The sequence below is a fragment of the Cyclobacterium amurskyense genome (genome assembly GCF_001050135.1).
Classification (GTDB): domain Bacteria; phylum Bacteroidota; class Bacteroidia; order Cytophagales; family Cyclobacteriaceae; genus Cyclobacterium; species Cyclobacterium amurskyense.
This window is the reverse complement of record NZ_CP012040.1, coordinates 926,301-948,880: the sequence shown is the minus strand read 5'-3', so window position 1 is coordinate 948,880 and position 22,580 is coordinate 926,301. Positions and strand designations below refer to the sequence as shown.

The 22,580-nt window shown below is 39.6% G+C and carries 18 protein-coding genes; 15 read left to right on the top strand and 3 right to left on the bottom strand.

The annotated features are described in order from the left end of the window. The first annotated feature begins 99 nt into the window (after positions 1 to 99). Together CA2015_RS03740 and CA2015_RS03735 are read left to right on the top strand one after the other, a co-directional pair. Complete coding sequence (locus CA2015_RS03740; protein WP_084011628.1) at positions 100 to 1,854, top strand: DUF5060 domain-containing protein; 1,755 nt, start codon at positions 100 to 102, stop codon at positions 1,852 to 1,854. A 265-nt stretch (positions 1,855 to 2,119) separates the two neighbouring features. Further along, on the top strand, positions 2,120 to 4,312 hold the full coding sequence (locus CA2015_RS03735) for an APC family permease (protein ID WP_048640681.1): 2,193 nt from the start codon (positions 2,120 to 2,122) through the stop codon (positions 4,310 to 4,312). A gap of 115 nt (positions 4,313 to 4,427) precedes the next feature. Here CA2015_RS03735 and CA2015_RS03730 read toward each other — a convergent pair whose 3' ends face one another. The 3 genes from CA2015_RS03730 to CA2015_RS03720 all read right to left on the bottom strand — a co-directional run bounded on the left by CA2015_RS03730 (position 4,428) and on the right by CA2015_RS03720 (position 7,807). Beyond that, positions 4,428 to 5,678, bottom strand: a complete 1,251-nt coding sequence (locus tag CA2015_RS03730) for an NRAMP family divalent metal transporter (RefSeq protein WP_048640680.1) — start codon at positions 5,676 to 5,678, stop codon at positions 4,428 to 4,430. 14 nt (positions 5,679 to 5,692) lie between these two features. Further along, positions 5,693 to 6,766: an Ldh family oxidoreductase gene (locus CA2015_RS03725; RefSeq protein WP_048640679.1), complete on the bottom strand. Its 1,074-nt coding sequence runs from the start codon at positions 6,764 to 6,766 to the stop codon at positions 5,693 to 5,695. 75 nt (positions 6,767 to 6,841) lie between these two features. Continuing rightward, positions 6,842 to 7,807 (bottom strand): Ppx/GppA phosphatase family protein, encoded by a 966-nt coding sequence (locus tag CA2015_RS03720; protein ID WP_048640678.1) that lies wholly within the window; start codon positions 7,805 to 7,807, stop codon positions 6,842 to 6,844. A gap of 342 nt (positions 7,808 to 8,149) precedes the next feature. On the opposite strand from CA2015_RS03720, the gene CA2015_RS03715 reads away from it, so the two are divergent. The 13 genes from CA2015_RS03715 to CA2015_RS03655 all read left to right on the top strand — a co-directional run bounded on the left by CA2015_RS03715 (position 8,150) and on the right by CA2015_RS03655 (position 22,223). Continuing rightward, positions 8,150 to 8,599 carry a hypothetical protein gene (locus tag CA2015_RS03715; RefSeq protein WP_048640677.1) on the top strand — a complete coding sequence of 150 codons (450 nt, stop codon included), beginning with the start codon at positions 8,150 to 8,152 and terminating at the stop codon, positions 8,597 to 8,599. A 471-nt stretch (positions 8,600 to 9,070) separates the two neighbouring features. Next, complete coding sequence (locus tag CA2015_RS03710; RefSeq protein WP_048644339.1) at positions 9,071 to 10,123, top strand: ligand-binding sensor domain-containing protein; 1,053 nt, start codon at positions 9,071 to 9,073, stop codon at positions 10,121 to 10,123. A 152-nt stretch (positions 10,124 to 10,275) separates the two neighbouring features. After that, on the top strand, positions 10,276 to 11,895 hold the full coding sequence (locus CA2015_RS03705; RefSeq protein WP_048640676.1) for a M28 family metallopeptidase: 1,620 nt from the start codon (positions 10,276 to 10,278) through the stop codon (positions 11,893 to 11,895). A gap of 395 nt (positions 11,896 to 12,290) precedes the next feature. Beyond that, positions 12,291 to 12,830 carry a lipocalin family protein gene (locus CA2015_RS03700; protein WP_048640675.1) on the top strand — a complete coding sequence of 180 codons (540 nt, stop codon included), beginning with the start codon at positions 12,291 to 12,293 and terminating at the stop codon, positions 12,828 to 12,830. Between the two features lie 343 nt (positions 12,831 to 13,173). Then, on the top strand, positions 13,174 to 14,106 hold the full coding sequence (locus CA2015_RS03695) for a mechanosensitive ion channel family protein (RefSeq protein WP_048644338.1): 933 nt from the start codon (positions 13,174 to 13,176) through the stop codon (positions 14,104 to 14,106). Positions 14,107 to 14,217: 111 nt separating this feature from the next. After that, positions 14,218 to 15,234, top strand: coding sequence for a ligase-associated DNA damage response exonuclease (locus CA2015_RS03690; protein WP_048640674.1), 1,017 nt, complete (start codon positions 14,218 to 14,220; stop codon positions 15,232 to 15,234). Further along, positions 15,231 to 16,850 carry an ATP-dependent DNA ligase gene (locus CA2015_RS03685; protein ID WP_048640673.1) on the top strand — a complete coding sequence of 540 codons (1,620 nt, stop codon included), beginning with the start codon at positions 15,231 to 15,233 and terminating at the stop codon, positions 16,848 to 16,850. Before CA2015_RS03690 ends, CA2015_RS03685 begins: the two co-directional genes overlap by 4 nt. Before the next feature lie 540 nt (positions 16,851 to 17,390). Beyond that, the gene (locus CA2015_RS03680) at positions 17,391 to 17,840 is read left to right on the top strand and encodes a VOC family protein (RefSeq protein ID WP_048640672.1); all 450 of its coding nucleotides are present in this window, start codon (positions 17,391 to 17,393) and stop codon (positions 17,838 to 17,840) included. 69 nt (positions 17,841 to 17,909) lie between these two features. Continuing rightward, positions 17,910 to 19,034: an apiosidase-like domain-containing protein gene (locus tag CA2015_RS03675; protein ID WP_048640671.1), complete on the top strand. Its 1,125-nt coding sequence runs from the start codon at positions 17,910 to 17,912 to the stop codon at positions 19,032 to 19,034. After that, complete coding sequence (locus tag CA2015_RS03670; RefSeq protein WP_084011626.1) at positions 19,001 to 19,378, top strand: putative collagen-binding domain-containing protein; 378 nt, start codon at positions 19,001 to 19,003, stop codon at positions 19,376 to 19,378. The genes CA2015_RS03675 and CA2015_RS03670 overlap by 34 nt, the downstream gene beginning before the upstream one ends. 9 nt (positions 19,379 to 19,387) lie before the next feature. After that, complete coding sequence (locus CA2015_RS03665; protein WP_048640669.1) at positions 19,388 to 19,765, top strand: iron chaperone; 378 nt, start codon at positions 19,388 to 19,390, stop codon at positions 19,763 to 19,765. A gap of 692 nt (positions 19,766 to 20,457) precedes the next feature. Next, positions 20,458 to 20,829 carry a BlaI/MecI/CopY family transcriptional regulator gene (locus CA2015_RS03660; protein ID WP_048640668.1) on the top strand — a complete coding sequence of 124 codons (372 nt, stop codon included), beginning with the start codon at positions 20,458 to 20,460 and terminating at the stop codon, positions 20,827 to 20,829. After that, positions 20,826 to 22,223 (top strand): M56 family metallopeptidase, encoded by a 1,398-nt coding sequence (locus CA2015_RS03655; RefSeq protein ID WP_048640667.1) that lies wholly within the window; start codon positions 20,826 to 20,828, stop codon positions 22,221 to 22,223. Before CA2015_RS03660 ends, CA2015_RS03655 begins: the two co-directional genes overlap by 4 nt. Positions 22,224 to 22,580 lie beyond the last annotated feature (357 nt).

Below are 22,580 nucleotides of genomic sequence, written 5' to 3'. Positions count from 1 at the left end.
ATGCTTTTTGAGCTTTTATTTATAAGGGAAAAACTCTTTATGAATTAGTCTTTGCTTTTCCTATATTTAGTGCTGATTCCAACCTTTAAATTTGATTTTATGCCTCGTATATCAATGATATGTTTTTTGTTTATAGGTTTTCTTCTTGTTTCCTGTGGACAAACACCAAATATTACCGGGAATTTCAAGGCCTACCAAAAGTTGACCTTTTCATGGGAGGGGCCAGAACTTACTGAAGATAAATCGACATTTTTGAATTACCGGATGGAAATGAGTTTTACGGATCCTGATGGTCAGCAGATCCTTGTTCCAGGTTATTTTGCAGCAGATGGAAATGCTGGTGAAACTGGTGCAGAAACAGGAAAGATCTGGAGAGCGCATTTGTTGCCTCTGAAAGCAGGTGAATGGGAGTATGAAGTCAGATTTTTGGAAGGTGAAAATATAGCCATTGCTACAGACAATTCCACTGCTAGCAGTTTGGCCTTTGACAAGCAAAAAGGAAGTTTTACGGTATTGCCAGAAGATAGGTCCGAGTCTGGATTTTTGGGCAAAGGGAAACTACAGTATATAGGGGAGCACTTCCTTCAATTTAGCAATGGGGATTATTTTTTTAAAATGGGAGCCAATGCTCCTGAAGTACTGCTTCAATACAAAGGTTTTGACGGAACCGACACGGATAGAGATTATAAGGACCATGTCTCTGATTGGAAAGAGGGAGACCTTTTATGGCAAGGAGATAAGGGCAAAGGAATAGTAGGAGTGATCAATTACCTGAAAGAACAAGGAATCAATTCCCATTATTTTTTATTAATGAATGCTTATGGCGATGGCAAGGCGGCTTTTCCATGGAAAGGCAAAGACGATTATTATCTATACGATGTTTCTAAGCTAGATCAGTGGCAATATCTTTTTGATTACATGATGCAAGAAGGGTTGATGACTCAGTTTGTATTGTCAGAACAAGAGAATCAATCTTACTTTGAACACAATGAAGGAGGCGATTTTGCAAACAGTAGAAAGGTCTTTTATAGGGAGTTGGCAGCGAGATTTGGTTATCTCAATGCAGTTACCTGGAATATAGGAGAGGAGAACGGCTGGGAAAAAGACCCCACATATGGAAAGTCGATTAGCTCTGACCAGAGAAAACAATTTGCAGCATACCTAAGTGACTTGCTTCCTTATAATGAATTAATCGTTGTCCATAATGGGCCGTCTACCACGGATGCCATTTTTGAAGATTTGCTGGGGGACTCATCTTATACGGGGATTAGCTTTCAAGGAAATTACCAAAATGTTGAGCATGGTTATGGACGTATTTTGCATTGGCGGAATGAGTCCGAAGCAGCCGGACATCCATGGGTGGTCACCTATGATGAGCCATATACAAGTCCGGAGTTTCCTGAAGTAGCTACCTGGAGGAAGAATTCTCTTTGGGCATCCCTAATGGCCGGAGCTGCTGGAATGGAAGTATATATTGGAAAAGGAGAGGATTTAAGGATTCAGGATTACAGGAAATATACTGACTATTGGGAGATAATGAAGCATGCCAAAAGCTTTTTTACTGAAAGTGGTATTCCCTATCAGCAACTAGAGCCACAAACATCGCAGGATGCCAATAGTTGGGTGCTTTCTGCCAATGAAGAGGTATATGTTGTTTATCTCCGGGAAGTAGGAGAGGGGGAACTCAATTTGCCTGCCGGGGTGTTTGAAATTCAATGGTTCGATCCCAGAACGGGAAATTGGTCCCAGAATGAAGCGCTAAAAGAGGTTTCAGGTGAAGGTATGACGGCTCTGGGAAAAGCTCCAAGCGATCCCGATTTAGATTGGGTAGTTTTGCTAAAAAAGAAGAAATAAATAGCTTTCGATCCAAATTAACCTTAGTTTTTACCTAACTCGAGTTTTGCAATTGCGTGAACAATGGCTGTGCCTTTCCTTTGGATTATAAGGTCCTGCCAAAGGAATTGTGCTGTGAGGGGGATATGGATTGTTATTAAGGAATTACCAGCTTATTGGATGTTTTGAAGCCTCCGTTTCATTCGGAAGAATGGCCAGCAAAATTGGCCTGAATGAAAACTTAAAGCCCATCAAAAAGCCAGTATTTAGAAAGTAGAACATTCGTATGAACATCAGAAATATAAACAAAACCAGCTCTACCAAGCTAGGTACCTTTGGAGGGGTTTTTACTCCCTCTTTACTTACTATCCTTGGTGTAATCATGTACCTGAGGTTTGGTTGGGTAGTGGGAAATGTGGGGTTGATTGGGACCCTATTGATCGTAACGCTTTCCACAACCATTACTTTCCTGACCTCCTTGTCCATTTCTGCCATTGCCACAAATGCACCGGTCAAAGGTGGAGGCGCCTACTTTTTGATCAGTAGGTCATTGGGGGCAGAAATTGGTGGGGCGGTAGGGATACCCCTGTACCTGGCCCAGGCATTTTCTGTTTCTTTGTACGTTATTGGTTTTTCGGAATCAGTAGTCGCTATCTTCCCTACTTTGGATATAAAATGGGTTGGCATAATTACAACCTTGTTTCTAGGCGGTTTGGCTTTGTTTTCCACTACCGCGACCATTAAATCCCAGTTTTTTATCATGGGTTTAATCGCCATTTCCTTATTGTCCCTGGCTTTGGGCAGTCCAATGGAAGATTCGCAGATTGAGCTTTGGGGAGTGCCTGCTGCTCAATCTGTTGATTTTTGGCAGGTTTTTGCCATCTTTTTCCCCGCGGTGACAGGTATTATGGCCGGCGTTAATATGTCGGGAGATTTAAAAGATCCAGCCAAATCCATACCCAAGGGTACCTTTATGGCCATAGGCGTAGGCTATTTGATTTATATGATTTTGCCAGTAATATTGGCGAGCAGAGCAGATGCTTCTACCCTGATCGAAAATCCCTTGATCATGCAGGATATCGCCATTTGGGGAGGAGCCATTGTGCTTGGCATATGGGGCGCAACCCTTTCTAGTGCAACAGGTAGTTTATTGGGGGCTCCCAGGGTATTACAAGCCCTGGCCAATGATAAAATATTGCCTAAATGGGCGGGGATATTCAGTAAAGTAGAGGGGAAAGAGAAAATTCCCCGTGCAGCTACGGTTTTCACCATTGGCTTGACCTTGGTAACAGTGTATTTCGGTAATTTAAACCTTATTGCTCCTGTTTTAACCATGTTTTTTCTAACCACCTATGCCGTTTTAAATATCACTGCGGCCACAGAGCGGTTTTTGGGTAGTGCTTCTTTCAGGCCTAAATTTAAGGTGCATTGGATTTTTTCATTATTGGGAGCGCTTGGTTGTGCGGGTGTGATGTTATTGATCAATGCATTGGCCACATTTATGGCCTTTCTTGTGATTGCTATCATTTTTGTTTGGCTGGAAAGGCGAAAAATAGAAGCGACCTGGGGAGGCTTAGGGAGGGGAGTATTTTCTTCCATTATCAGGTACGCTTTATTCAGGCTAGAAAAAGAAGGCAATGCCAAAAGCTGGCGGCCCAATATCCTTGTTTTGTCAGGGTCACCAGGGAAAAGGTGGCGTTTGATAGAACTTGCGGATGACATTACGAATGGGAATGCCTTGTTTACTGTGACCACCATTGTGTCTGAATCCAATGTTCCTCAGGAGAAAGTAAAAGATTTTGAGAATAGAATTATGGATTACCTGGTCAACAAAAATGTTCAGGCATTGGTTAGGGTGGTCAGGGCGCCAGATCCATTTTCAGGTGCCATGCATATGGTCAATTCCTATGGTTTGGGGCAGTTGGTGCCCAATACGATATTGCTGGGAGATACCAGAGAGAACAGGAATTTACTTCCTTATTCAGAAATGATACGGCACTTTTTTAAATCCAAGAAAAACGTAATCATTGTTCAGGATGAGGACAATATAGGTTTCAAGAAGAAAGAAGTTATTGATATATGGTGGGGAGGATTAAAGAAAAATGGTAGTTTGATGATCATTTTGGCCTACTTGTTAAAAAACAGTAGGGAATGGCAACAGGCTTCTGTAAATGTGAAAATGGTAGTTCCCAATAAGGAAGCTTATGGGGGTGCAAAGGAAAATTTAGATAGGATTTTTGAAGGAATGCGAACCGGTTTTGATTACCAGATATTAATTGCTGATGGTAGAAATTTTTGGGACATCATGGCTGAAGAATCAAAAAACAGCGACATGATCATGATGGGCTTGGCAGTGCCTGAAGAAGAAGGGGCTTTCGAAGATTATTATGTAAGGTTAAAAGAACGTACCAAATCCCTGCCTACTAAGGTCTTTGTATTGGCCGCGCAGGAGGTGGAGTTTGATAAAGTATTGATTTAGTGGTTTTAGAATATTCACGAAATAAATCTCCCTTTGTCTCTCTTGACAAGTGGGCCGGAGGATTTATACGGGAATATCGAGCCATTTCGAATTGAAATCGAGGACATTTGCAGGCCTATTGAAACCAATTGAAATAGATAAGTACAAATGAAAACAGGAAAAGAAAGCCAATTCCGGCAATGGAAAGCCATTGCATGGCCTTGCCAGGTTGTTGTTTCTTTGTTAAATGTTGGCTGAAAATCAACTTGTAGTTAAGCATCGCTATAATGGGCGCTATCAGGAAAGAGATAGTGGTGGCCAGACCAATAAGTTGGTTAAATGAAGCCATAAAAAGACCGATGACCAGCATGCCTCCAAGGGTGATTAGCACCAGCCAGAGCAGGTAATCTGATTGCTTTTCCTCCTGATTGCGCATCACGGCAATTACCCTTGCCGTGGAGCGGGCATAACCATCCATGACCCCAATGCAAGTGCCTAGCATAATGGAAAAACCTGCAGCGGCAATGATTATAAATGTCCAAGAGCCCAGCTGTGCGGTATAGAGATTGACCACCCCAGTGGCAAAAGCTACATTATTGTCGGGAAGTAGGTTCCCTGTGTTGAAAAGCAAAAAAGCACCAAGCACTACAAAACAAATGGACAAGGTAGCAGAGATCCAATAGCCAATATTGAATTCAAAAACCGATTCTTTGACGGTGGGGGCATAGCCACTTTGTTTGCTTCTGGCAATGGTCCAGAGACTGTTCCAGGTGGAGGAGTCAATGGCTGCCGGCATCCAGCCCATCAGTGCAATTACAAATGGCAATGAATGGGGTGTAAGATGAGCAAAAATAGAGAAGTTTTGAATCGGTACCTTTGGGCCATCGAAAATTGCAATAAAGAATGCCAAGAGCGTGCTGACAAACATAAAGCTACCAATAATCTTAATTCCAGAATCTAGCAGTGAATACCTTCCCAGTGCCAGAAAGGAAAAAGAGAAAAGTAACAAGACTACTGATGGAACAAAGAAATAGATAGCGGCCAATTCAATATTGAATAAGTTTTGTAAAAAACCTGCTGCTACTAAACTCACAGCTGCATTTACAAAAAACATGGAGACGAGGTTTATCCCCAAATACAGACGGGAAAACCAAGGGCTGATTTTTTGGTAGCCATCGATTAGTGACTGTCCGGTGGCTGCTGCATACCTGGAGCCAAATTCGAAGAAAGGCCACTTGAATAGATTTGCTGCGATAATAAATCCCACCAAGCCAAAGCCATATTCTGCACCTGCTTTCGTGCTTTGCACTAGGTGCGAAACACCAATGGCTGTGCTCGCAAAGAGAATACCCGGTCCTAAAGTCTTTAAAAATTGTTTTATTTTCAATTGATATCGTTGGATTATTCCCAGTCAACGCCCAATTTATCGCCAAGGGCGCGTAAATCATCTACAACTGCTGTAAGTAAAGGAATGCCTTTGGCTCTTCTTTCTGCTTCCAGTTCACGTTCAGGATCTCCTGGAATTAATACTTTCTCATGCCCATCTATTGGTGTAGCTTCTCTAAATCTGCCGATCCAATTGTCCATATGATCTTTGAATTCGTCTGCAGGTCGGAAAGCATCCACGCGCATGGCGCCAAAGAAATGACCCAAGCCTTCCCCTACAGGATTAGGGTGCGGTTCCAAAAATGCGACGAAGGGAGGTACCCATGGGCCATAATTGGCTCCGGAAAGCACCGCTGAAAATATATCTACCACCGCGCCTAAGCCATAGCCTTTTTGGGAACCATGTTCCCTGTCTCCTCCTAAGGGTAAAAGTGCACCCCCATCTTTTACACCCAATGGATCAGTCGTGGATTTCCCATCCTTGTCCTGTATCCAACCGGCTGGAGCCTGTCCTTTTTTTCTCTGCAAAATTTCCAATTTTCCATTGGCCGCAGTGGTGGTTGCCATGTCCAGTACAAATGGGGGTTGCTCTTTAGCAGGAATGGCCACCGAAATTGGGTTGGTGCCCAGAAGGCGCTCTTTAGAAAAAGTAGGGCTTACCAAAGGACTTGCATTGGTAAGCGAAATGCCAATCATGTCATGTTGCAAGGCTTGCATGGCATGGACTCCCGCAATTCCATAGTGGTTGGAGTTTTTTACAGACACCCATCCAGTTCCAGCTATTTTGGCTTTTTCGATGGCCACTTTCATGGCATAAGGAGCGACTACCAAACCCAGACCAGCATCACCGTCTACTACAGCGGTACTTGGCGTTTCATGCACTACCTGAACGTTAGGCGTAGGATTTATCCTTCCGGCTTCCCATAACCTGACATAGCCCGATAAGCGGGCTACACCATGGGAGTCTACGCCACGAAGGTCAGCAGAAAGAAGCACGGCAGCGGCCGTTTTCGCATCTTCTTCAGGGCATCCTATTTTTTGTAAAACAGCAATTGTAAATTTTTCTAATTGATGGTGTGTGAAATTCATTTTTGGACAAGGAATTGGGTGATCAATGGTACAAAAATGCAAAAAGATAATGCGTATAGGAAGAATTTCCTCGATTTATTGTGTGGTAGCTAAGCTAGAATTATTTTTCTCTGCCACCTTTGCCATGGCTTCTGAGACGGCCCCTTCTTTTAGTGAATAGGTGGAACAAATTAGCTTGTTTGTTTTAACGTGCTGTAAAATAAAGCGAATCAGGCAGGAGGCTACTACGATCATGTCCACTCTCATTGGGATCATGCCAGGGATTTTGAGTCGTTTTGCTTTGTCTAAGAGCAAAAGGTCTGTAGCCATTGCCTCAAAATCAGTAACTGGTAAAAAATGCTTGATTATTTTTCTGTCTTTTTTCTTTCCTTCGTTTGCAAGGTACATGTCCGTTAAGGTGTCAAAGGTACCTGAGGCACCAATAAGTTGTTCAGGAGCATGTTCTTTTATGGCATTGGTAAGTGGGAGTAACTTTTTGGATAAATAATCAGAAAGTTTCTCTACTTCTTCAGGCAAGATGGGGTCATGGTAATGAAACAAGTCTAGCAGTCTTTGGCCTCCTATTTCAAAACTACCTTTCCAGAGGATATCTTCTTCATTGCCAATAATGAATTCTACAGAGCCTCCTCCGATGTCCATCATCAGGGCATTCTCTTCGTTGAGGCAAGCACTTTGTCGGATGCCTTTATAAATTAACTCTGCCTCCCTTTCTCCATCAATAATTTGCACCTCAATACCGGTTTGCTGTTTTATTTTATGGATAAATGCAAGTCCATTGTCAGCATTCCTGACAGCACTCGTGGCAAAAGCGAAAATTCGGGTAATTTCCTCGCCTTTAATCAGGTTTTGGAAGTGCCCGAGGGTATGTAAGCCACGTTTTTCGGCTTCTGGTAGGATAAGGTTTTGATTGATGCCCCCCTGACCAATTTTCACAGGTACTTTTTCCTGGTAGATTACCTCAAAACCATTGCTGTCAAATGCTATCATTAGCAAATGAAAGGTATTGGTACCCATGTCGATGACTGCCGCCTTCTTTTTCATAAAACCTGGCTTTCAAAAGTTTGTGCGAATATAGAAAGTTTCTAGAAAAATTTTTCATGCCTGCGATTTTATATTCACAAAAATGAAGTTAAAAGCAATAAGGAGAATCTTTAAACTTCAAATAGTAATAAACTTCAATTTTTCAATCTTGCTTTTGGAGGGCTATTTAAAGGGTTTTTAAATTGTCCAATGGTGAGTTTTTATTTGACTCAGTGTTTTTTTTGTACGTTTCTATTCTTTTATAACAATTAGAAATAAACTAGTTTAGTAGAGAGGTTAAAATGAGAGGATTCCAATCTTTATAATTAATATTAGGCTGGATATCAGTGGGAACTAAACACAATGGGAAAAAAGTTTTCAAATAGAAACAGAAAAACGCATTCCAACAGACGGGTAAACTGGGTTGGGACATTCACGCTTGTTGCGATATTTTCAGGCATTCTGCTATTCCTTACCAGCGAAAAACAAAATGAACAGGTACTCAAATCTTATTGTGGAGATTATGGAATTTATGGCAAGTCTTTAGTCCTTATGAAGGACAGCACATTTAGATTCAGTTATCATGGTTGTAGTCAGGATAATGGTTTTGTAAGCGGAACATGGAGGGATAACGGAACAACTTTAACCTTCTCACCCGATCAAATTGATGTAAATTTAGATTTCCAATACCAACGTAGCAACCACGAACTTGTGCCATTAAATAAGCCCATTAAAGATAAATTTACTTTATGTGAGAACTACATAGCGGATTGGGAGCTTATTGAGATGATTGAAGATTCCGATAGCTTATAAAATCTTTAATTTAGATCTTATTACAAAGCCATGCATCTAGAAATGTCATCATCCATCAAGACCAAGATATTTATCCATATAGGGTAAGAGATTCTTTTAAAACCATAAAAACTTATTTAGATTGAAGTGATATTGCAGGAAGGGTAAAGTTCAGGCTGCACTTTATCCGTTAGTTGAGTGTCTTGCCTGTGAATAGATAGGAGCATAATACATCCATTGCCCTACCTCACTTCCCCATGCACAGACCAAGGCAAGTCAATAAGCCACTTTAGAATGCAGCATTAGTAACGCTTACACTTACCATGTATTTGTGCTGACTCCAGTGGACACCATTTTCACATTCCTGAAACACAAAGATTCAGTACTGATATTCACATTATGCTTTCCAATCAACTTTCGCCTATTTCTACACGTGTTTTATTAAAACCAAGTAGCTTTGTTGGGATGCTTGGTGCTAAAAATGAGAAAATTATGAAATACCTACCTGCTTTGTTCTTCCTATTTGTCTTTTGCACTTCCTGTCAAAATCAAGACAAATCGGAGTCCTCAAAAAATGGTGTTAAGCCTGAAATCAAAAAAGAAGTAATCACTTCGCAAGGACCTCAAGGTATAACGCGAACGATTATTCAAGACAGTAAGGGAGCTATCTGGATAGCTGCATTTGATGGGATATTCCGGTACGATGGGAAGTCTTTTACCAATATCACCAGTAAGGTGAGTTCGGCGCGCTTTTTTTCTGTTTTAGAAGATAGCAAAGGCAATATGTGCTTTGGTACTATTGGATCAGGTGTCTATTATTACGATGGTAAAACTTTTAAAAATTTCACGACCAAGGAGGGCCTCGTTAACAATGAAATTGGTACTATTTATGAAGACAGTAAAGGGGATATTTGGTTTGGTGCCAATGGAGGAGCAAGTCGTTTTGATGGAGAATCATTTAAGAACTATATGATGAAGGGAGAGTATATGAGCGAAGTCGGGGCAGGGGAAATTTATCCAAATCTTAAGCGCAATTCTAATGAAGTTACTTCTATAATTGAGGACCAATCTGGGAAATTTTGGTTTGGCACAAGGGGAAATGCCTTCGTTTATGATGGGGAAACATTTACAGTTTTAAGGGATAAGGGCAAGCCGTTTATCAATGTTCGATCCATAATTGAAGACAATAAAGGCACTATCTGGCTGGGTAGCCAGTTTGGCCTTTGGCGCTATGACGACAGTACATTTACCAAAATCACTCAGAATGGCGTAAGTTACGTCTACAAAGGTAAAGATGGTGATATTTGGACGAGTTCATCAACTGATCGGGGTTGGGTGCTTTCCAAATATGATGAAAAATTCTTGCTCAATAAAAAGCCCATAGCACGCGAAATAAATCCAAATAAAGGCAAGATGCTTTTTGGGATTTTAGAAGCAAATGATGGAAGTATATGGTTTGGTGCTGATGGGGCGTATCGTTATGATGGAAATACTGTTATCGACTCAGATGGTAAAGTGGTCGGTAATAATTGGACTGGCCAATGATTTAAAATTGACAAAGGAAAATGCTTATTTCTGAGTGGTTTGAATTGCTTCGATTATTTTTTTCAAGACAAGCCAGCAAACTTCAGAGGTACTTGAAGTGTGAAGTTAGTTGTTGAGAATAGTAAATTGTATATTTAATTTAAGTCAAAAGGATGGAAAATTATTTAAAAGTTTTAATAGTCGCATTGCTTTTCATTAGTTGTGAAAACAACAAAACCTTAAGCACAAATAGCGTTGAAGTAGATCAAACAACTATAGGCAATCACATTGAAAGGCTGGCTTCAGATGAATTTCTAGGTAGAAAACCATTTACTGAGGGGGAAGTGAAAACTGTGACTTATTTAAAGGATGAGTTTGAGAAGTTGGGGCTTTTGCCAGGAAATGGGGAAAGTTTTTTTCAAGATGTTCCAATGGTGGAAATCTTAGGGAAACCCTCAGACAACATGAGGATAAGTGGCCAAAACATCGGTTTTGATTTGGGCTACTTAAAAGACTTTGTAGCCACAACAAATAAAACAGTACCAAAAGTAAGCCTGGAAAACTCAGAACTTGTGTTTGCTGGTTATGGGATTGTTGCTCCTGAATATGGGTGGAATGATTACGAGGGCATTGACTGGAAAGGAAAAACAGCCGTGGTTTTAATCAATGATCCGGGCTTTAAATCGGGGGATTCAACATTGTTTAAAGGCAATGCAATGACTTATTATGGCCGTTGGACTTACAAGTATGAAGAAGCAGCAAGGCAAGGTGCAGCTGGAGTAATTATCATTCATGAAACCGAACCGGCTTCTTATGGCTGGAATGTGATAGAATCTAGTTGGAGCGGTGCCAGATTGGTAATTGAAAATGATTTACCCCTTTTAGATGTAGAGTCTTGGATAAGTGCTGAAAGTGCTAAAAAATTATTTGACGCATCAGCCATGAAAGGGCAGGATTACAAAGCCATTGCCCATGATAAAGGTTTTCAACCTATTCCACTAGATTTAAGTGTTTCAGTTGGTATTGAGAATAAAATTAAAAAAGACGTTTCTCAAAACGTATTGGCAATGATACATGGTACTAGCCAGAAGGATGAATTTATTATTTACTCTGCCCATTGGGATCATTTAGGCGTAGGCAAGGCCGTGGAAGGTGACTCCATTTACAATGGAGCGGTGGACAATGCAACAGGTACAGCAGGCTTATTGGCGATAGCAGAAGCATTTAAGAAAAGTAAACCTACAAAGCGATCGCTTGTATTTATTGCCTTAACCGGTGAGGAACAGGGCTTATTGGGTTCGGCCTATTATGCTGCATATCCTATTTTTGATCCGGGTAAATCGGTTGCCAATATTAATATGGATGCGCTTTTTAGCCCTGGGGAAATGAAAGATCTAACCATTACCGGGTATGGTCAGTCTGAAATGGATGAATACGCCAAAGCAGCAGCCGAAGAGCAAGGCAGGTATGTCATTCCAGATCCTGTGGCAGAAAAAGGATATTTCTTCAGGTCAGACCATTTTAATTTTGCTAAAATTGGTATCCCTGCTTTGTATGCTAGTGGTTCTTATGAAGGATTTGATCATAGCATAGAAGATATCAAGGCTTTCAATAAATCTTATGAAGAATTTAAATACCACCAGGTTGCTGATAATTACGATGCTAAAACCTTTGAATTAAGTGGTATGAGGTTAGACCTGCAGCTATTTTATAATGTAGGGTTGAAATTGGCTAATGAAGATTATTTCCCAAAATGGTATGATAGCAGTGAATTTAAAGCAGCAAGAAAATAATTCAAATGGGGGCAATCTCTCTAGTCCTCAATTATAACATCTTAGTTTTCCTAGACTCCTGAACTCTTCTGTCATTTTCTCTAATAAGTTGACCAGATCGATCTAGTCTGTTTAACCCGAAATATGCAATAGACAATCTATTACTTGCTGAAATCGCTTCAAAATCAGCCACTTCGTTGCTGTTTTCAATTTCACCATAGCGGTGCTATGCTAAAATATCCAAACAGCCTGATTGTCTTGCGATTGCAACACTTCCCGTAAACACGGGACAGGCTATCACGAATCCTATTATAATCCGGGTTTAATTTTCTTAACCCAACTCAAGTTAGTAGGCCTATGGTATATAGGCATGACATTTGATTAATCAAATACAGTTTCTAACAGATTTTAAAAGTATGAAAATTAGCAAATTGATTTACTCACTATTAACAGGCTTGATAATGATGGGACTTTTTTCTTGTGCGACAATACCAAAAGGGGCAGAAGCTGTAAAACCTTTTGATAAAGAAAAATACCTTGGAAAATGGTATGAAATTGCCAGACTGGATTTCAAGTTTGAAAGGAATTTGAATAATACTACTGCCAGCTATTCCTTAAATGACAATGGAACCATCAAGGTTGACAATCAAGGGTACAATACCAAAAAGGAAGAATGGACCCAAGCGATAGGCAAGGCAAAATTCGTAGGTGATGATGATATTGCCAAGCTTAAAGTGTCCTTCTTTGGGCCTTTTTATTCAGGGTACAATGTGATCGCTATTGACAAAGAATACAAATATGCTTTGGTGGCAGGGGAAAGTCTAAAGTACCTGTGGATACTTTCGCGTGAGACTGAGATACCCGAAGATGTAAAGAACGAATACCTAAAGATGGCCGAGAAAATTGGTTACAATACCTCCGAGCTGATTTGGGTTGAACATACTAAGCAGGATTAAAATACGAAGACTTTAGCATCAATTATGAGAAAAGCATTGATTTAACCCGAAATATGCAATAGACAATCTATTACGTGCTGAAATCGCTTCAAAATCAGCCACTTCGTTGCTGTTTTCAATTTCACCATAGCGGTGTTATGCTAAAATCTCCAAACAGCCTGATTTTCTTGCGATTTTTACACTCATCACGAATCCTATTCCATAATCAGGGTTTAAGGAGTGTAAAACAATCTTTACTGAAAAATGTTAATGTTAAGTGAGCTGAGTTGGAAAATCTTTATAAACGCAGATTTGCATCAGAAGTAGGATAAAAACTGTTCAATTGTTAATTCAAGACTACATCATGGAGATTAATAAATATTACGATATTATTGCTGAAAAATTAACTGGATGGTTAGAGCTTCTGGTTAAAATGCTTCCAAACTTTGTAGTAGCAGTTTTGGTGCTAATAGCATTTATTTTTGCGGGAAGATTAGTTAGGAATATTAGTGATAAACTACTGGATAAGGCAATAAAGAATAAATCTCTTTCTTCCATAATTTCTAAAGTTATCTATATCATAGTTGTGACAATAGGTCTCTTTACAGCCTTAAGTTTCCTAAACCTTGACAAGACAGTTTCTTCATTGCTTGCCGGTGCGGGAATTATTGGCTTGGCCTTGGGTTTTGCTTTTCAAGACATTGCTACCAATTTTATTGCTGGGTTTTTCATGGCCATCAAACGTCCATTTAAAATTGGACAAGTAATTCATTGTGAAGGCCACAGCGGTGTGATAAAACATATTGGAATACGTACTACTGAATTGACTTCCTTTCAGGGGCAAGAAGTTATTATTCCCAATAAAATGCTTTTTCAGAATCCTTTGGTAAATGATTCTGAGAATACTTATAAGAGAATAGACCTAAATGTAGGCGTATCCTATGGGGAGGATTTGGAACGTGTGAGAGACATTGCCATTGAAGCAGTGAGAAACACCCCGAATATCAATAAAAACAAAGACATTGATCTTGTGTATTTGGCTTTTGGAAGCAGCTCTATTGATTTTAGAATCATGATTTGGGTGGCATTTAAAAGTCAATTGGAGTTCCTGAAAAGCCAAAGTGAAGCGATCATAGCCATCAAAAAAGCATTTGATAAAGAGGACATCATGATTCCTTTCCCGATCAGAACATTGGATTTTGGAATTAAAGGGGGTGAAAAATTGAATGAGGTATTACCTCAAATAGAAATGCAATCAAATTTAGGAGAAAAAAGCCAACGGAACTCATCCAGCTAAATCAAAAATTGAATGCCTATTTTGGATTTAACAACAATTTATCCTTAACTCCCGATGTTTTCGCAAAGGGAGTGATATTAAAGTATTCTCACCAAGCCCAGTTATTTGATTATGGCCTTACTGCAATTCACTGAAAAAGGTATTTTTTGCGAAAGGGCAAATGTCTATATCGATCCATGGAAGCCGGTAGACTATGCCATCATTACCCATGCCCATGCCGATCATTCACGCTGGGGTAATAAATTTTACCTCTCCCACCATTTGTCCAAACCCATTATACAACATCGATTGGGGTCGGATATCCATATAGAGTCAATGGAATATGGTGAACATAAAACAATCAATGGGGTGGACTTTAGTTTTTATCCAGCAGGGCATATCATTGGTTCGGCACAGGTTCGGGTAGCATATAAAGGAGAGGTTTGGGTGGCTTCAGGAGATTATAAATTGGAAGACGATGGATTTTCAACCCCTTTTGTACCAGTAAGGTGCAATACATTTATCACGGAGTGTACCTTTGGTTTGCCGGTTTTTAAATGGCAGGACCAGAAAGAGGTGTTTGAGGAGATCAATAGTTGGTGGAGAAAAAACAAAGCCGAAGACAAGGTTACTATTTTAACTGGTTACTCATTAGGGAAGGCACAGCGTTTAATTCAGGGCGTTGACCCCTCCCTTGGTCGAATTTTCACGCATGGAGCTATTGAGAAAACCAATGAAATTATCCGAGATATGGGTGTTGAATTGAATGAGACGACTTATGTAAGGCCGGAAATCAACAAAAATGAATACAAAGGCGCTTTGGTCATTGCACCGCCTTCTGCCTTGGGTACCTCTTGGCAAAAGAAGTTTCAACCTTTTGAAGTAGGCATTGCTTCAGGTTGGATGAAAATGAGAGGTCCCAGAAGAAGAAGGTCGGTAGACCGAGGTTTTGTATTGTCTGACCACGCAGATTGGGAAGGACTAAATACAGCCATAAAAGCTACTGAATGCGAAAAGGTGATTGTTACGCATGGTTACACCAATATTTTTAGTAAGTGGCTAAATGATCAAGGGATAGCTACGCAAATTGAGGCAACTGAATTTGAAGGGGAAGTATTGGAAGAAACTGAAAAATCAGATGCCGCATGAAAAACTTTGTCCGACTTTTTACTCAGCTTGATCAAACTACCAAAACCCTGAAAAAGGTAGCTGCTTTGGTAGATTATTTTAATGAAGCAAGTGACAAGGATAAATTGTGGACGATAGCCTTATTAAGCCACCGAAAACCCAAAAGGAGTGTAAGGACAGCCTTGTTGCGACAATGGTCTGCAGAGGTAGCCAATGTACCATTATGGTTGTTTGAAGAATCTTACCATATCGTGGGAGACCTTGCAGAAACCATGGCCTTGATGCACCCTAACCTGGAAAGCAAGCACGACAAAAGCCTAAGTGAATGGATAGCATTTATCATAGACTTAAAAGACCTTGAAGAGGAGGGGCCTGACACAGAAGAGGGGATCTTGCAAACAAAAAAAGAAAAGGTGCTTTGGGCATGGGATCAGTTGAATGAAACCGAACGTTTTGTTTTCAACAAGCTGATGACCGGAGGTTGGCGTGTTGGAGTTTCTCAGAAGTTAATGACGCGTGCCTTGGCCAAACACAGTGGTATTGAAGAAAATACTCTTTCTCATCGCTTAATGGGTGATTGGAGAGCGGAGAGCACAACTTACCATCAACTAATTATTGAAAGTGATCCAGCAGATCAAATCTCGCAACCCTATCCTTTTTATCTCGCCTATGCCATTGAGGGAGAACCTCAGGAATTGGGCGCTACGAGTGAATGGATGGCTGAAAGAAAATGGGATGGCATCAGAGGGCAACTTATTGTTCGGGAGGACCAATTGTTTGTGTGGTCCAGAGGAGAGGAATTGGTAACCGATAAATTCCCGGAATTTGATGTTCTTAGAAATGCATTACCTAATGGAACTGTAATTGATGGAGAGATCATTGCTTTCGAAAACGGTCAACCTTTAGGCTTCAATGTATTGCAAAGCCGGATAGGAAGGAAGAATGTAAGCAAAGCCATTCTAAAAAAAGCACCTGTTTTAATGATTGCCTATGACCTGCTAGAGCATAATGGAGTAGATATCCGGGAAAAACCCATGCAGGACCGAAGAGTTGAACTGGAGAAATTGGTAAAGCAGGTAGCTTCTGAAAAACTTCTGATTTCGAATCTGGTGGACTTTAACAATTGGGAAGAATTGGTAAAAGAAAGGGAGAAATCCAGACAGTATCATGCGGAAGGATTAATGTTAAAGCACAAAGCCGGCACTTATAAAGTGGGTCGTAAAAAGGGGGATTGGTGGAAGTGGAAAGTCGATCCGCTTACAATTGATGCAGTGATGATTTACGCCATGCGGGGACACGGTAGAAGAGCCAATTTGTATACAGACTATACTTTTGCTGTATGGAAAGGTGAAGAGCTAGTCCCTTTCACTAAGGCCTATTCAGGCTTAACAGATAAAGAAATTAATCAGGTAGATGCTTTTGTGAAACGCAATACGGTAGACCGTTTTGGACCTGTAAGGAGTGTAAAACCTGAATTGGTTTTTGAAATCGCTTTTGAAGGGATTGCCAGGTCCTCCCGGCATAAATCAGGAGTGGCATTGAGGTTCCCCAGGATGTTTAGGTGGCGAAAAGACAAGCCTGCCAAAGAGGCCAATACTTTGGATGACTTGGAAAAGCTATTGGATTTATACGGCTGAGAAAAGCTGTAGGGGCAGTAATTTGAGTATGAAAAAAGAGTCCGAAATGGCGCTAGTGATTTAGGATAATTTCCTTTTTCAAGGTATTGTCTCCAATCAGGACCAGATTGTAATTGCAGAATTCAGGATCAGGTTTACCTTTAGCCTGGATTTTCAGGTCTTATGAAATTACTTTTTATTGCTATTTTTTTCTTAGAAGGTGATTTCAGCTCAAAGAAAAATTTTTAATGCTGTTATTTAATTTTAATTTGATGGCTTCGAATATGCAGCAAAAATCAATTGTGAAAATAATTAAACCCGAAATATGCAATAGACATTCTATTAGGTGCTGAAATCGCTTTAAAATCAGCCACTTCGTTGCTGTTTTCAATTTCACCATAGCGGTGCTATGCTAAAATCTCCAAACAGCCTGATTTTTTGCGATTGCAACACTTCCAGTAAACACGGGACAGGCTTCACCCCTGACATTGTCAGGGCGGAGAAATTCTATTACATAATCCGGGTTAAATTCACTTTCGTTAAATTTTAAATAACCCAAACATGGCCACAATAAGTACTTACCTGAATTTTAATGGGAATTGTGAAGAAGCATTCAATTTCTATAAAACTGTATTCGGAACCGAATTCACATTTATAGGGCGCTTTAAAGAGATGCCAGAAAGTGATGATTATAGTATTCCAGACACAGACAAAAATAAAATCATGCATGTGTCACTTCCTATTGGTTCTTCCATTTTAATGGGAAGTGATGTAGGTGGCGATTGGGCAAGCTCATTTCAGCAAGGGAATAACTTTTCGTTACAAATAGTAGCAAACAGTAGAGCCGAAGCGGATACAATTTTTCAAGCACTGGCTGAGGGAGGAGAAGTTAATACCCCTCTTCATGATTCTTTTTGGGGAGACTACTTTGGGATGCTGAAAGATAAATTTGGTATTGCCTGGATGATGCGCTTTAGTGAGCAGCAAAAAAGAAATACAACAAATGATTAGGTACTATTTGGCTCCTCCCTTAGGAGTCAAAGAACTGATGCCGATTTTCCATAAGGTAAATGCTCATTCATGATTAGAAAAATTTTTACCATAGTTTTAGTCGCTATAGTTTGTACCCATTCATTTGGGCAAACTTTTGACGGCCCTTTATTTGTTCATCCTGAAAATGGCCGCTATTTCACGGACAATTCAGGGAAGGCCATCTACTTAACGGGATCGCATACTTGGGCTAATTTTCAGGAGATTAGATTGCCTGGCGACGCTCTTTTTGATTGGGAGGGATATCTTGATCTGCTGGAGGACAATCACCATAATTTTATAAGATTATGGATATGGGAACAGACCCAAAATGCCTCTTGGACGCAAGATCCTATTGAGTTTTCTCCCTTACCCTATCAGACGGTACTTAAAAATGGGAAAGAAAGTTATGACCTTACCAAATGGAATGAGGCGTTTTTTGATCGCCTCCATAAAAGGGTGACAGATGCAGGAGAGAGAGGTATCTACGTATCTGTAATGTTGTTTCAAGGTTGGAGCCTCAACAAGACCGACACTCCCAATGCAGATCCCTGGCCATACAATCCTTTCAATCCCAAAAACAATGTCAATGGTGTTGGCAAGCAGGTGGTCAATAATGATATCGACGATGCTGAGAAAGGCACTTTGCATTCCTTGAATAATGGTGATGTGTTGTGGCATCAAGAAGCTTTTGTTAAAAAAGTATTGGAGACACTGAATGATTCTGACAATGTGATTTATGAGATTTTGAATGAAGGCGGTACGAAAGACTGGCAATATCATATGATTGATTACATAAAGAAAGCGGAAGCAAAAATGCCTAAACAACATCCGGTAGGAATGTCTCATTCGGTTACCGTGAAACCAAAAATGGTTAACCAAGACCTTTGGGATAGCGAAGCCGACTGGGTTTCACCAACACCTGAACCTTTGGCATGGATGTACAAGGGGAGCAAATTTCTTGAAAATTATCAATACGACCCACCTGTTAATAATGGGGAAAAGATAGTCATTCTAGATACGGATCATCTTTGGGGAATTGGTGGCACCTATGCTTGGGCATGGAAGGCATTTATTCGTGGGCACAACCCGATCTTTATGGATTCTTGGGTGGAGCTAGCGGGGGACTTGGATAAAGATAAATGTCTGGAATGTTCCTGGCAGGAGGCATTTTAAAGGCTGCTAAAGATTACCCTGATTGGGAGCCATTGCGCAAAAACATGGGATACATTCGGCAATTGGCTGATCGGTTGGACCTGGTTAAAATGGTGCCTCATAATGGACTTAGTTCTACAAGCTATTGTTTGGCCAATCCTGGAGAAGCTTATGTGGTCTATTTTTCTGAGGGTGAATCGGGTACACTGAACTTGATAAATGCAGCAGGAGAATATGCAATAGAATGGTTTATTCCCGTTTTAAACAAAACCATTAAGGGGAATACATTGATTAAAGGGGATAGTTTTCAAACGTTCTCCCCTCCGTTTTCTGGGGATGCGGTTTTATACCTGAAAAAACAATAAGAATAGATTATGCAGTATGAAGCAAAAACACCAAGTGAATACTTAAAGGAATTGGAAAATGATTGGCGAAAGGTCAAGCTTGAAGAAATTCGAAAATTGATTAAAAATAAGGGACCTTCTCTTCAAGAAGGCATTGAATACAAAATGCTGTCTTTTGGCAACGGAGAGAAAAATATTTTTCATCTAAATGCACAAAGTGCCTATGTTAGTCTATATGTAGGAAATATTGACAAAGTAGAAAATGCACAAGACCTGCTAAGGGCTTTTGATAAAGGAAAGGGATGTATTAGAATAAGAAAGTCAATCGACCTTTCTAAAACCGGACTGGAAGCATTTATCAAAAAGACAATTGATCTATGGGAGAAAGGTGGAAACACGGATTGCTAGAAGATGGTGGTCCATGGGCTAAACTCTTTTGACTTTGTAGGATAACCTTCGATCAAATTTTTTTCGAATTATTCCTCATTTAATTCTTGTCCTGATACCAGGCCATAGATTGACATTTTTTAATTTTCCATCACCGGTGGGATGTCTTTCATAGATCGTATTTCCAAGTAAATTCATTATGTGACTTTACAGAACCAAGGGCTAGACCCAAAGCTGTATAGTCATGCCCCTTCTGGATTAGCTAAAAAATAAAGGGCCTTATTCATTTTTTCCTTGCTTAAGGCTTTAACCCGAAATATGCAATAGACAATCTATTACGTGCTGAAATCGCTTCAAAATCAGCCACTTCGTTGCTTGTTTGGAGATTGTAACACTTCCCGTAAACACGGGACAGGCTTCACCCCTGACTATTGTCAGGACGGAGAAATCCTATTACATAATCCTGGTTTAAAGAATTTGATAAGTTTATTCTAAAGAGTTTTCCATTTCATCATGATGAAGTGCCATGCCCTAATGGACCGGTTCATGTGTGTTTTTTATAACCTGCTAATCCCAAGTTAGATGGGGGTTTCCACAAAAATAATGGGTCTCCTATTAAGTAATTCGTTTGAAAGTTTGTTTGTTAATGTAAATACTCTACATTTGTAGAGTAAGAAATATAAATGTAGATCAATATATATAAATATAGAGCAATGCAATTGTCGAAAAAAGAAGAGCAACTAATGGAGTTTATCTGGAAGCAAGGCAAAGTTTTCATGAAAGACATTATTGAATCTTATCCTGAACCAAAACCTGCTACTACAACAATTTCCACCTTGTTAAAAAGGTTGCAAGACAAAAAATTTGTTGCCTACAAGGTGTTTGGGAATTCCCGGCAATATTATCCTTTGGTGAAGAAGGTGGATTACTTTTCAAAGCATGTGAAGGGAATGATTAAAAATTACTTTGACAATTCACCACTGCAGTTTGCTTCGTTTTTTACTAAAGCCACAGATCTTACAACAACTGAATTGGAAGACCTTAAAAAAATTGTAGATCAGGAAATTAAAAGAAAGGAAAAATGACAGTTTACTTCATTAAAATAATTGTTTGTTCTGCATTGTTTTTGGCTTTCTATAAATTGATCTTAGAGGAAGAAAGAATGCTTCGATTCAATAGGTTTTACCTCATTGGCAGTTTAATTTTTTCATTCATTGTACCCCTGCTGACTTTTACCAATCGGGTGTCAGCGCTTCCGGTGGTGGAAAAAGTGATTACCGATTCGATGTTTTTTTCCGAGGCCGGGAATGCGCCAGAAATAGTGGTGTCTAATGAGAACAATTACCTACTGCTTATTCTCTTGACCATTTATGTGACCATTACAACCTTATTGTTTTTTAGGTTTTCTATAAACCTTAAAACGATAATAAATAAAGCATGGGCAAATGATATCCTTTCATTTAGAAACTGCAAGCTCATCCTTTTAGACCAAAGCGAAAGGCCACATAGTTTTTTAGGCTATATATTCCTCAATGCGGATGATTACTTGAGTGGAAATATTGAACAAGAAATTCTCTTTCATGAACTGGCACATGTAGAACAAAAACATTCTTGGGATGTCCTATTCATAGAAATCGTCCATATCCTATTTTGGTTTAACCCATTTATTTTTCTTTACCGGAAAGCCATAATGCTGAACCATGAGTTCTTAGCTGATGAGGCAGTAATCAAGGAATATACAGATGTAAAAGCCTATCAAATTTTGCTGCTTGATAAAGTAAGCAAGCAAAACAGCTCATTTATAACAAGTCAGTTTAACCATTCTATAACCAAAAAACGATTACTTATGATGACCAAAACCAAATCATTCCGAAACACTTTCTGCAAGCAATTGGCCGTTGTTCCCCTTTTGGGTATGGCTGTGTTTTTTTTCAGCACTATAACAATTGCACAAGATAAAACCGAGGCTGTTCAGCCCAAACAAATTGTCGTTCCTGCTACGATGGACGGGGCGACCCCTGCCCAACTTGCTGAGTACAGTGAAATTGTGAACAAAGCGAAAAATGACAAAGGACGTCCTGTGGAATACAAAATCTCTAAGGATGACGAAGAAAGATTATTATCCTTGTATTTATTAATGAGTAAAGAGCAGCAAGGGCAACAAATGATAATGTTTAGGACCTTGCCTCCACCGATGCAAAAAACGACACCTACTGAACAGCAAATTGAGTCCTGGAAGGATGCTAAAATGTATGGCGTTTGGATAGACGGGAAGCGAATTAGTAATGAAGAGTTGAATAATTATAGCCCTACTGATTTTGGGCAACTATATGTAAGCAAACTTGAAAAAAATGCTAAAAATTATGGCAAACATTTTTACCAGGTAAATCTGATGACGAATGAGCATTATGAAGCTTATTATAAAAGGGTAATAGTAAGCGAAAATAAATACTATATGAATTTTCGTGTAAATAATTAGGTGTTACAAAAAAAATTACTTTTAATCTAAAAAACAAATGCCTTGAAAAGGTCCTAGAATTTCATAGTCAAGAATTATATCGGTTTTTAGTAGAAATGAAGTCAGGTATTATGATAAACACAAAAAGGGGATAGTCATCTCCTTTTTGTGTTTATTTATAGGCTGTTTGAAAAATTGTGGGCTTGGGATTGTAGTTTACTTTTTATTGTTAATTTTAATGATGTTAATTTGAGTAAACTTTGTGAAGCGGAGCTTCTATTTAGAGTTGAAAGGACATAATGATTAAGCTTGGGAGCATTGAAATTGTTTTAACATTCAAGTATTAGGGAATAGAGTAGGAGTAGCATGTCAAAGGTT

Bases quoted from the DNA above. Each gene is read 5' to 3' on its own strand.
- CA2015_RS03735 (WP_048640681.1), top strand. From the start codon at position 2,120: ATGAACATCAGAAATATAAACAAAACCAGCTCTACCAAGCTAGGTACC.
- CA2015_RS03725 (WP_048640679.1), bottom strand. From the start codon at position 6,766: ATGAATTTCACACACCATCAATTAGAAAAATTTACAATTGCTGTTTTA.
- CA2015_RS03670 (WP_084011626.1), top strand. From the start codon at position 19,001: ATGTCTGGAATGTTCCTGGCAGGAGGCATTTTAAAGGCTGCTAAAGAT.
- CA2015_RS03710 (WP_048644339.1), top strand. From the start codon at position 9,071: ATGAAATACCTACCTGCTTTGTTCTTCCTATTTGTCTTTTGCACTTCC.
- CA2015_RS03715 (WP_048640677.1), top strand. From the start codon at position 8,150: ATGGGAAAAAAGTTTTCAAATAGAAACAGAAAAACGCATTCCAACAGA.
- CA2015_RS03720 (WP_048640678.1), bottom strand. From the start codon at position 7,807: ATGAAAAAGAAGGCGGCAGTCATCGACATGGGTACCAATACCTTTCAT.
- CA2015_RS03675 (WP_048640671.1), top strand. From the start codon at position 17,910: ATGATTAGAAAAATTTTTACCATAGTTTTAGTCGCTATAGTTTGTACC.
- CA2015_RS03655 (WP_048640667.1), top strand. From the start codon at position 20,826: ATGACAGTTTACTTCATTAAAATAATTGTTTGTTCTGCATTGTTTTTG.
- CA2015_RS03680 (WP_048640672.1), top strand. From the start codon at position 17,391: ATGGCCACAATAAGTACTTACCTGAATTTTAATGGGAATTGTGAAGAA.
- CA2015_RS03690 (WP_048640674.1), top strand. From the start codon at position 14,218: ATGGCCTTACTGCAATTCACTGAAAAAGGTATTTTTTGCGAAAGGGCA.
- CA2015_RS03685 (WP_048640673.1), top strand. From the start codon at position 15,231: ATGAAAAACTTTGTCCGACTTTTTACTCAGCTTGATCAAACTACCAAA.
- CA2015_RS03700 (WP_048640675.1), top strand. From the start codon at position 12,291: ATGAAAATTAGCAAATTGATTTACTCACTATTAACAGGCTTGATAATG.
- CA2015_RS03740 (WP_084011628.1), top strand. From the start codon at position 100: ATGCCTCGTATATCAATGATATGTTTTTTGTTTATAGGTTTTCTTCTT.
- CA2015_RS03665 (WP_048640669.1), top strand. From the start codon at position 19,388: ATGCAGTATGAAGCAAAAACACCAAGTGAATACTTAAAGGAATTGGAA.
- CA2015_RS03660 (WP_048640668.1), top strand. From the start codon at position 20,458: ATGCAATTGTCGAAAAAAGAAGAGCAACTAATGGAGTTTATCTGGAAG.
- CA2015_RS03705 (WP_048640676.1), top strand. From the start codon at position 10,276: ATGGAAAATTATTTAAAAGTTTTAATAGTCGCATTGCTTTTCATTAGT.
- CA2015_RS03695 (WP_048644338.1), top strand. From the start codon at position 13,174: ATGGAGATTAATAAATATTACGATATTATTGCTGAAAAATTAACTGGA.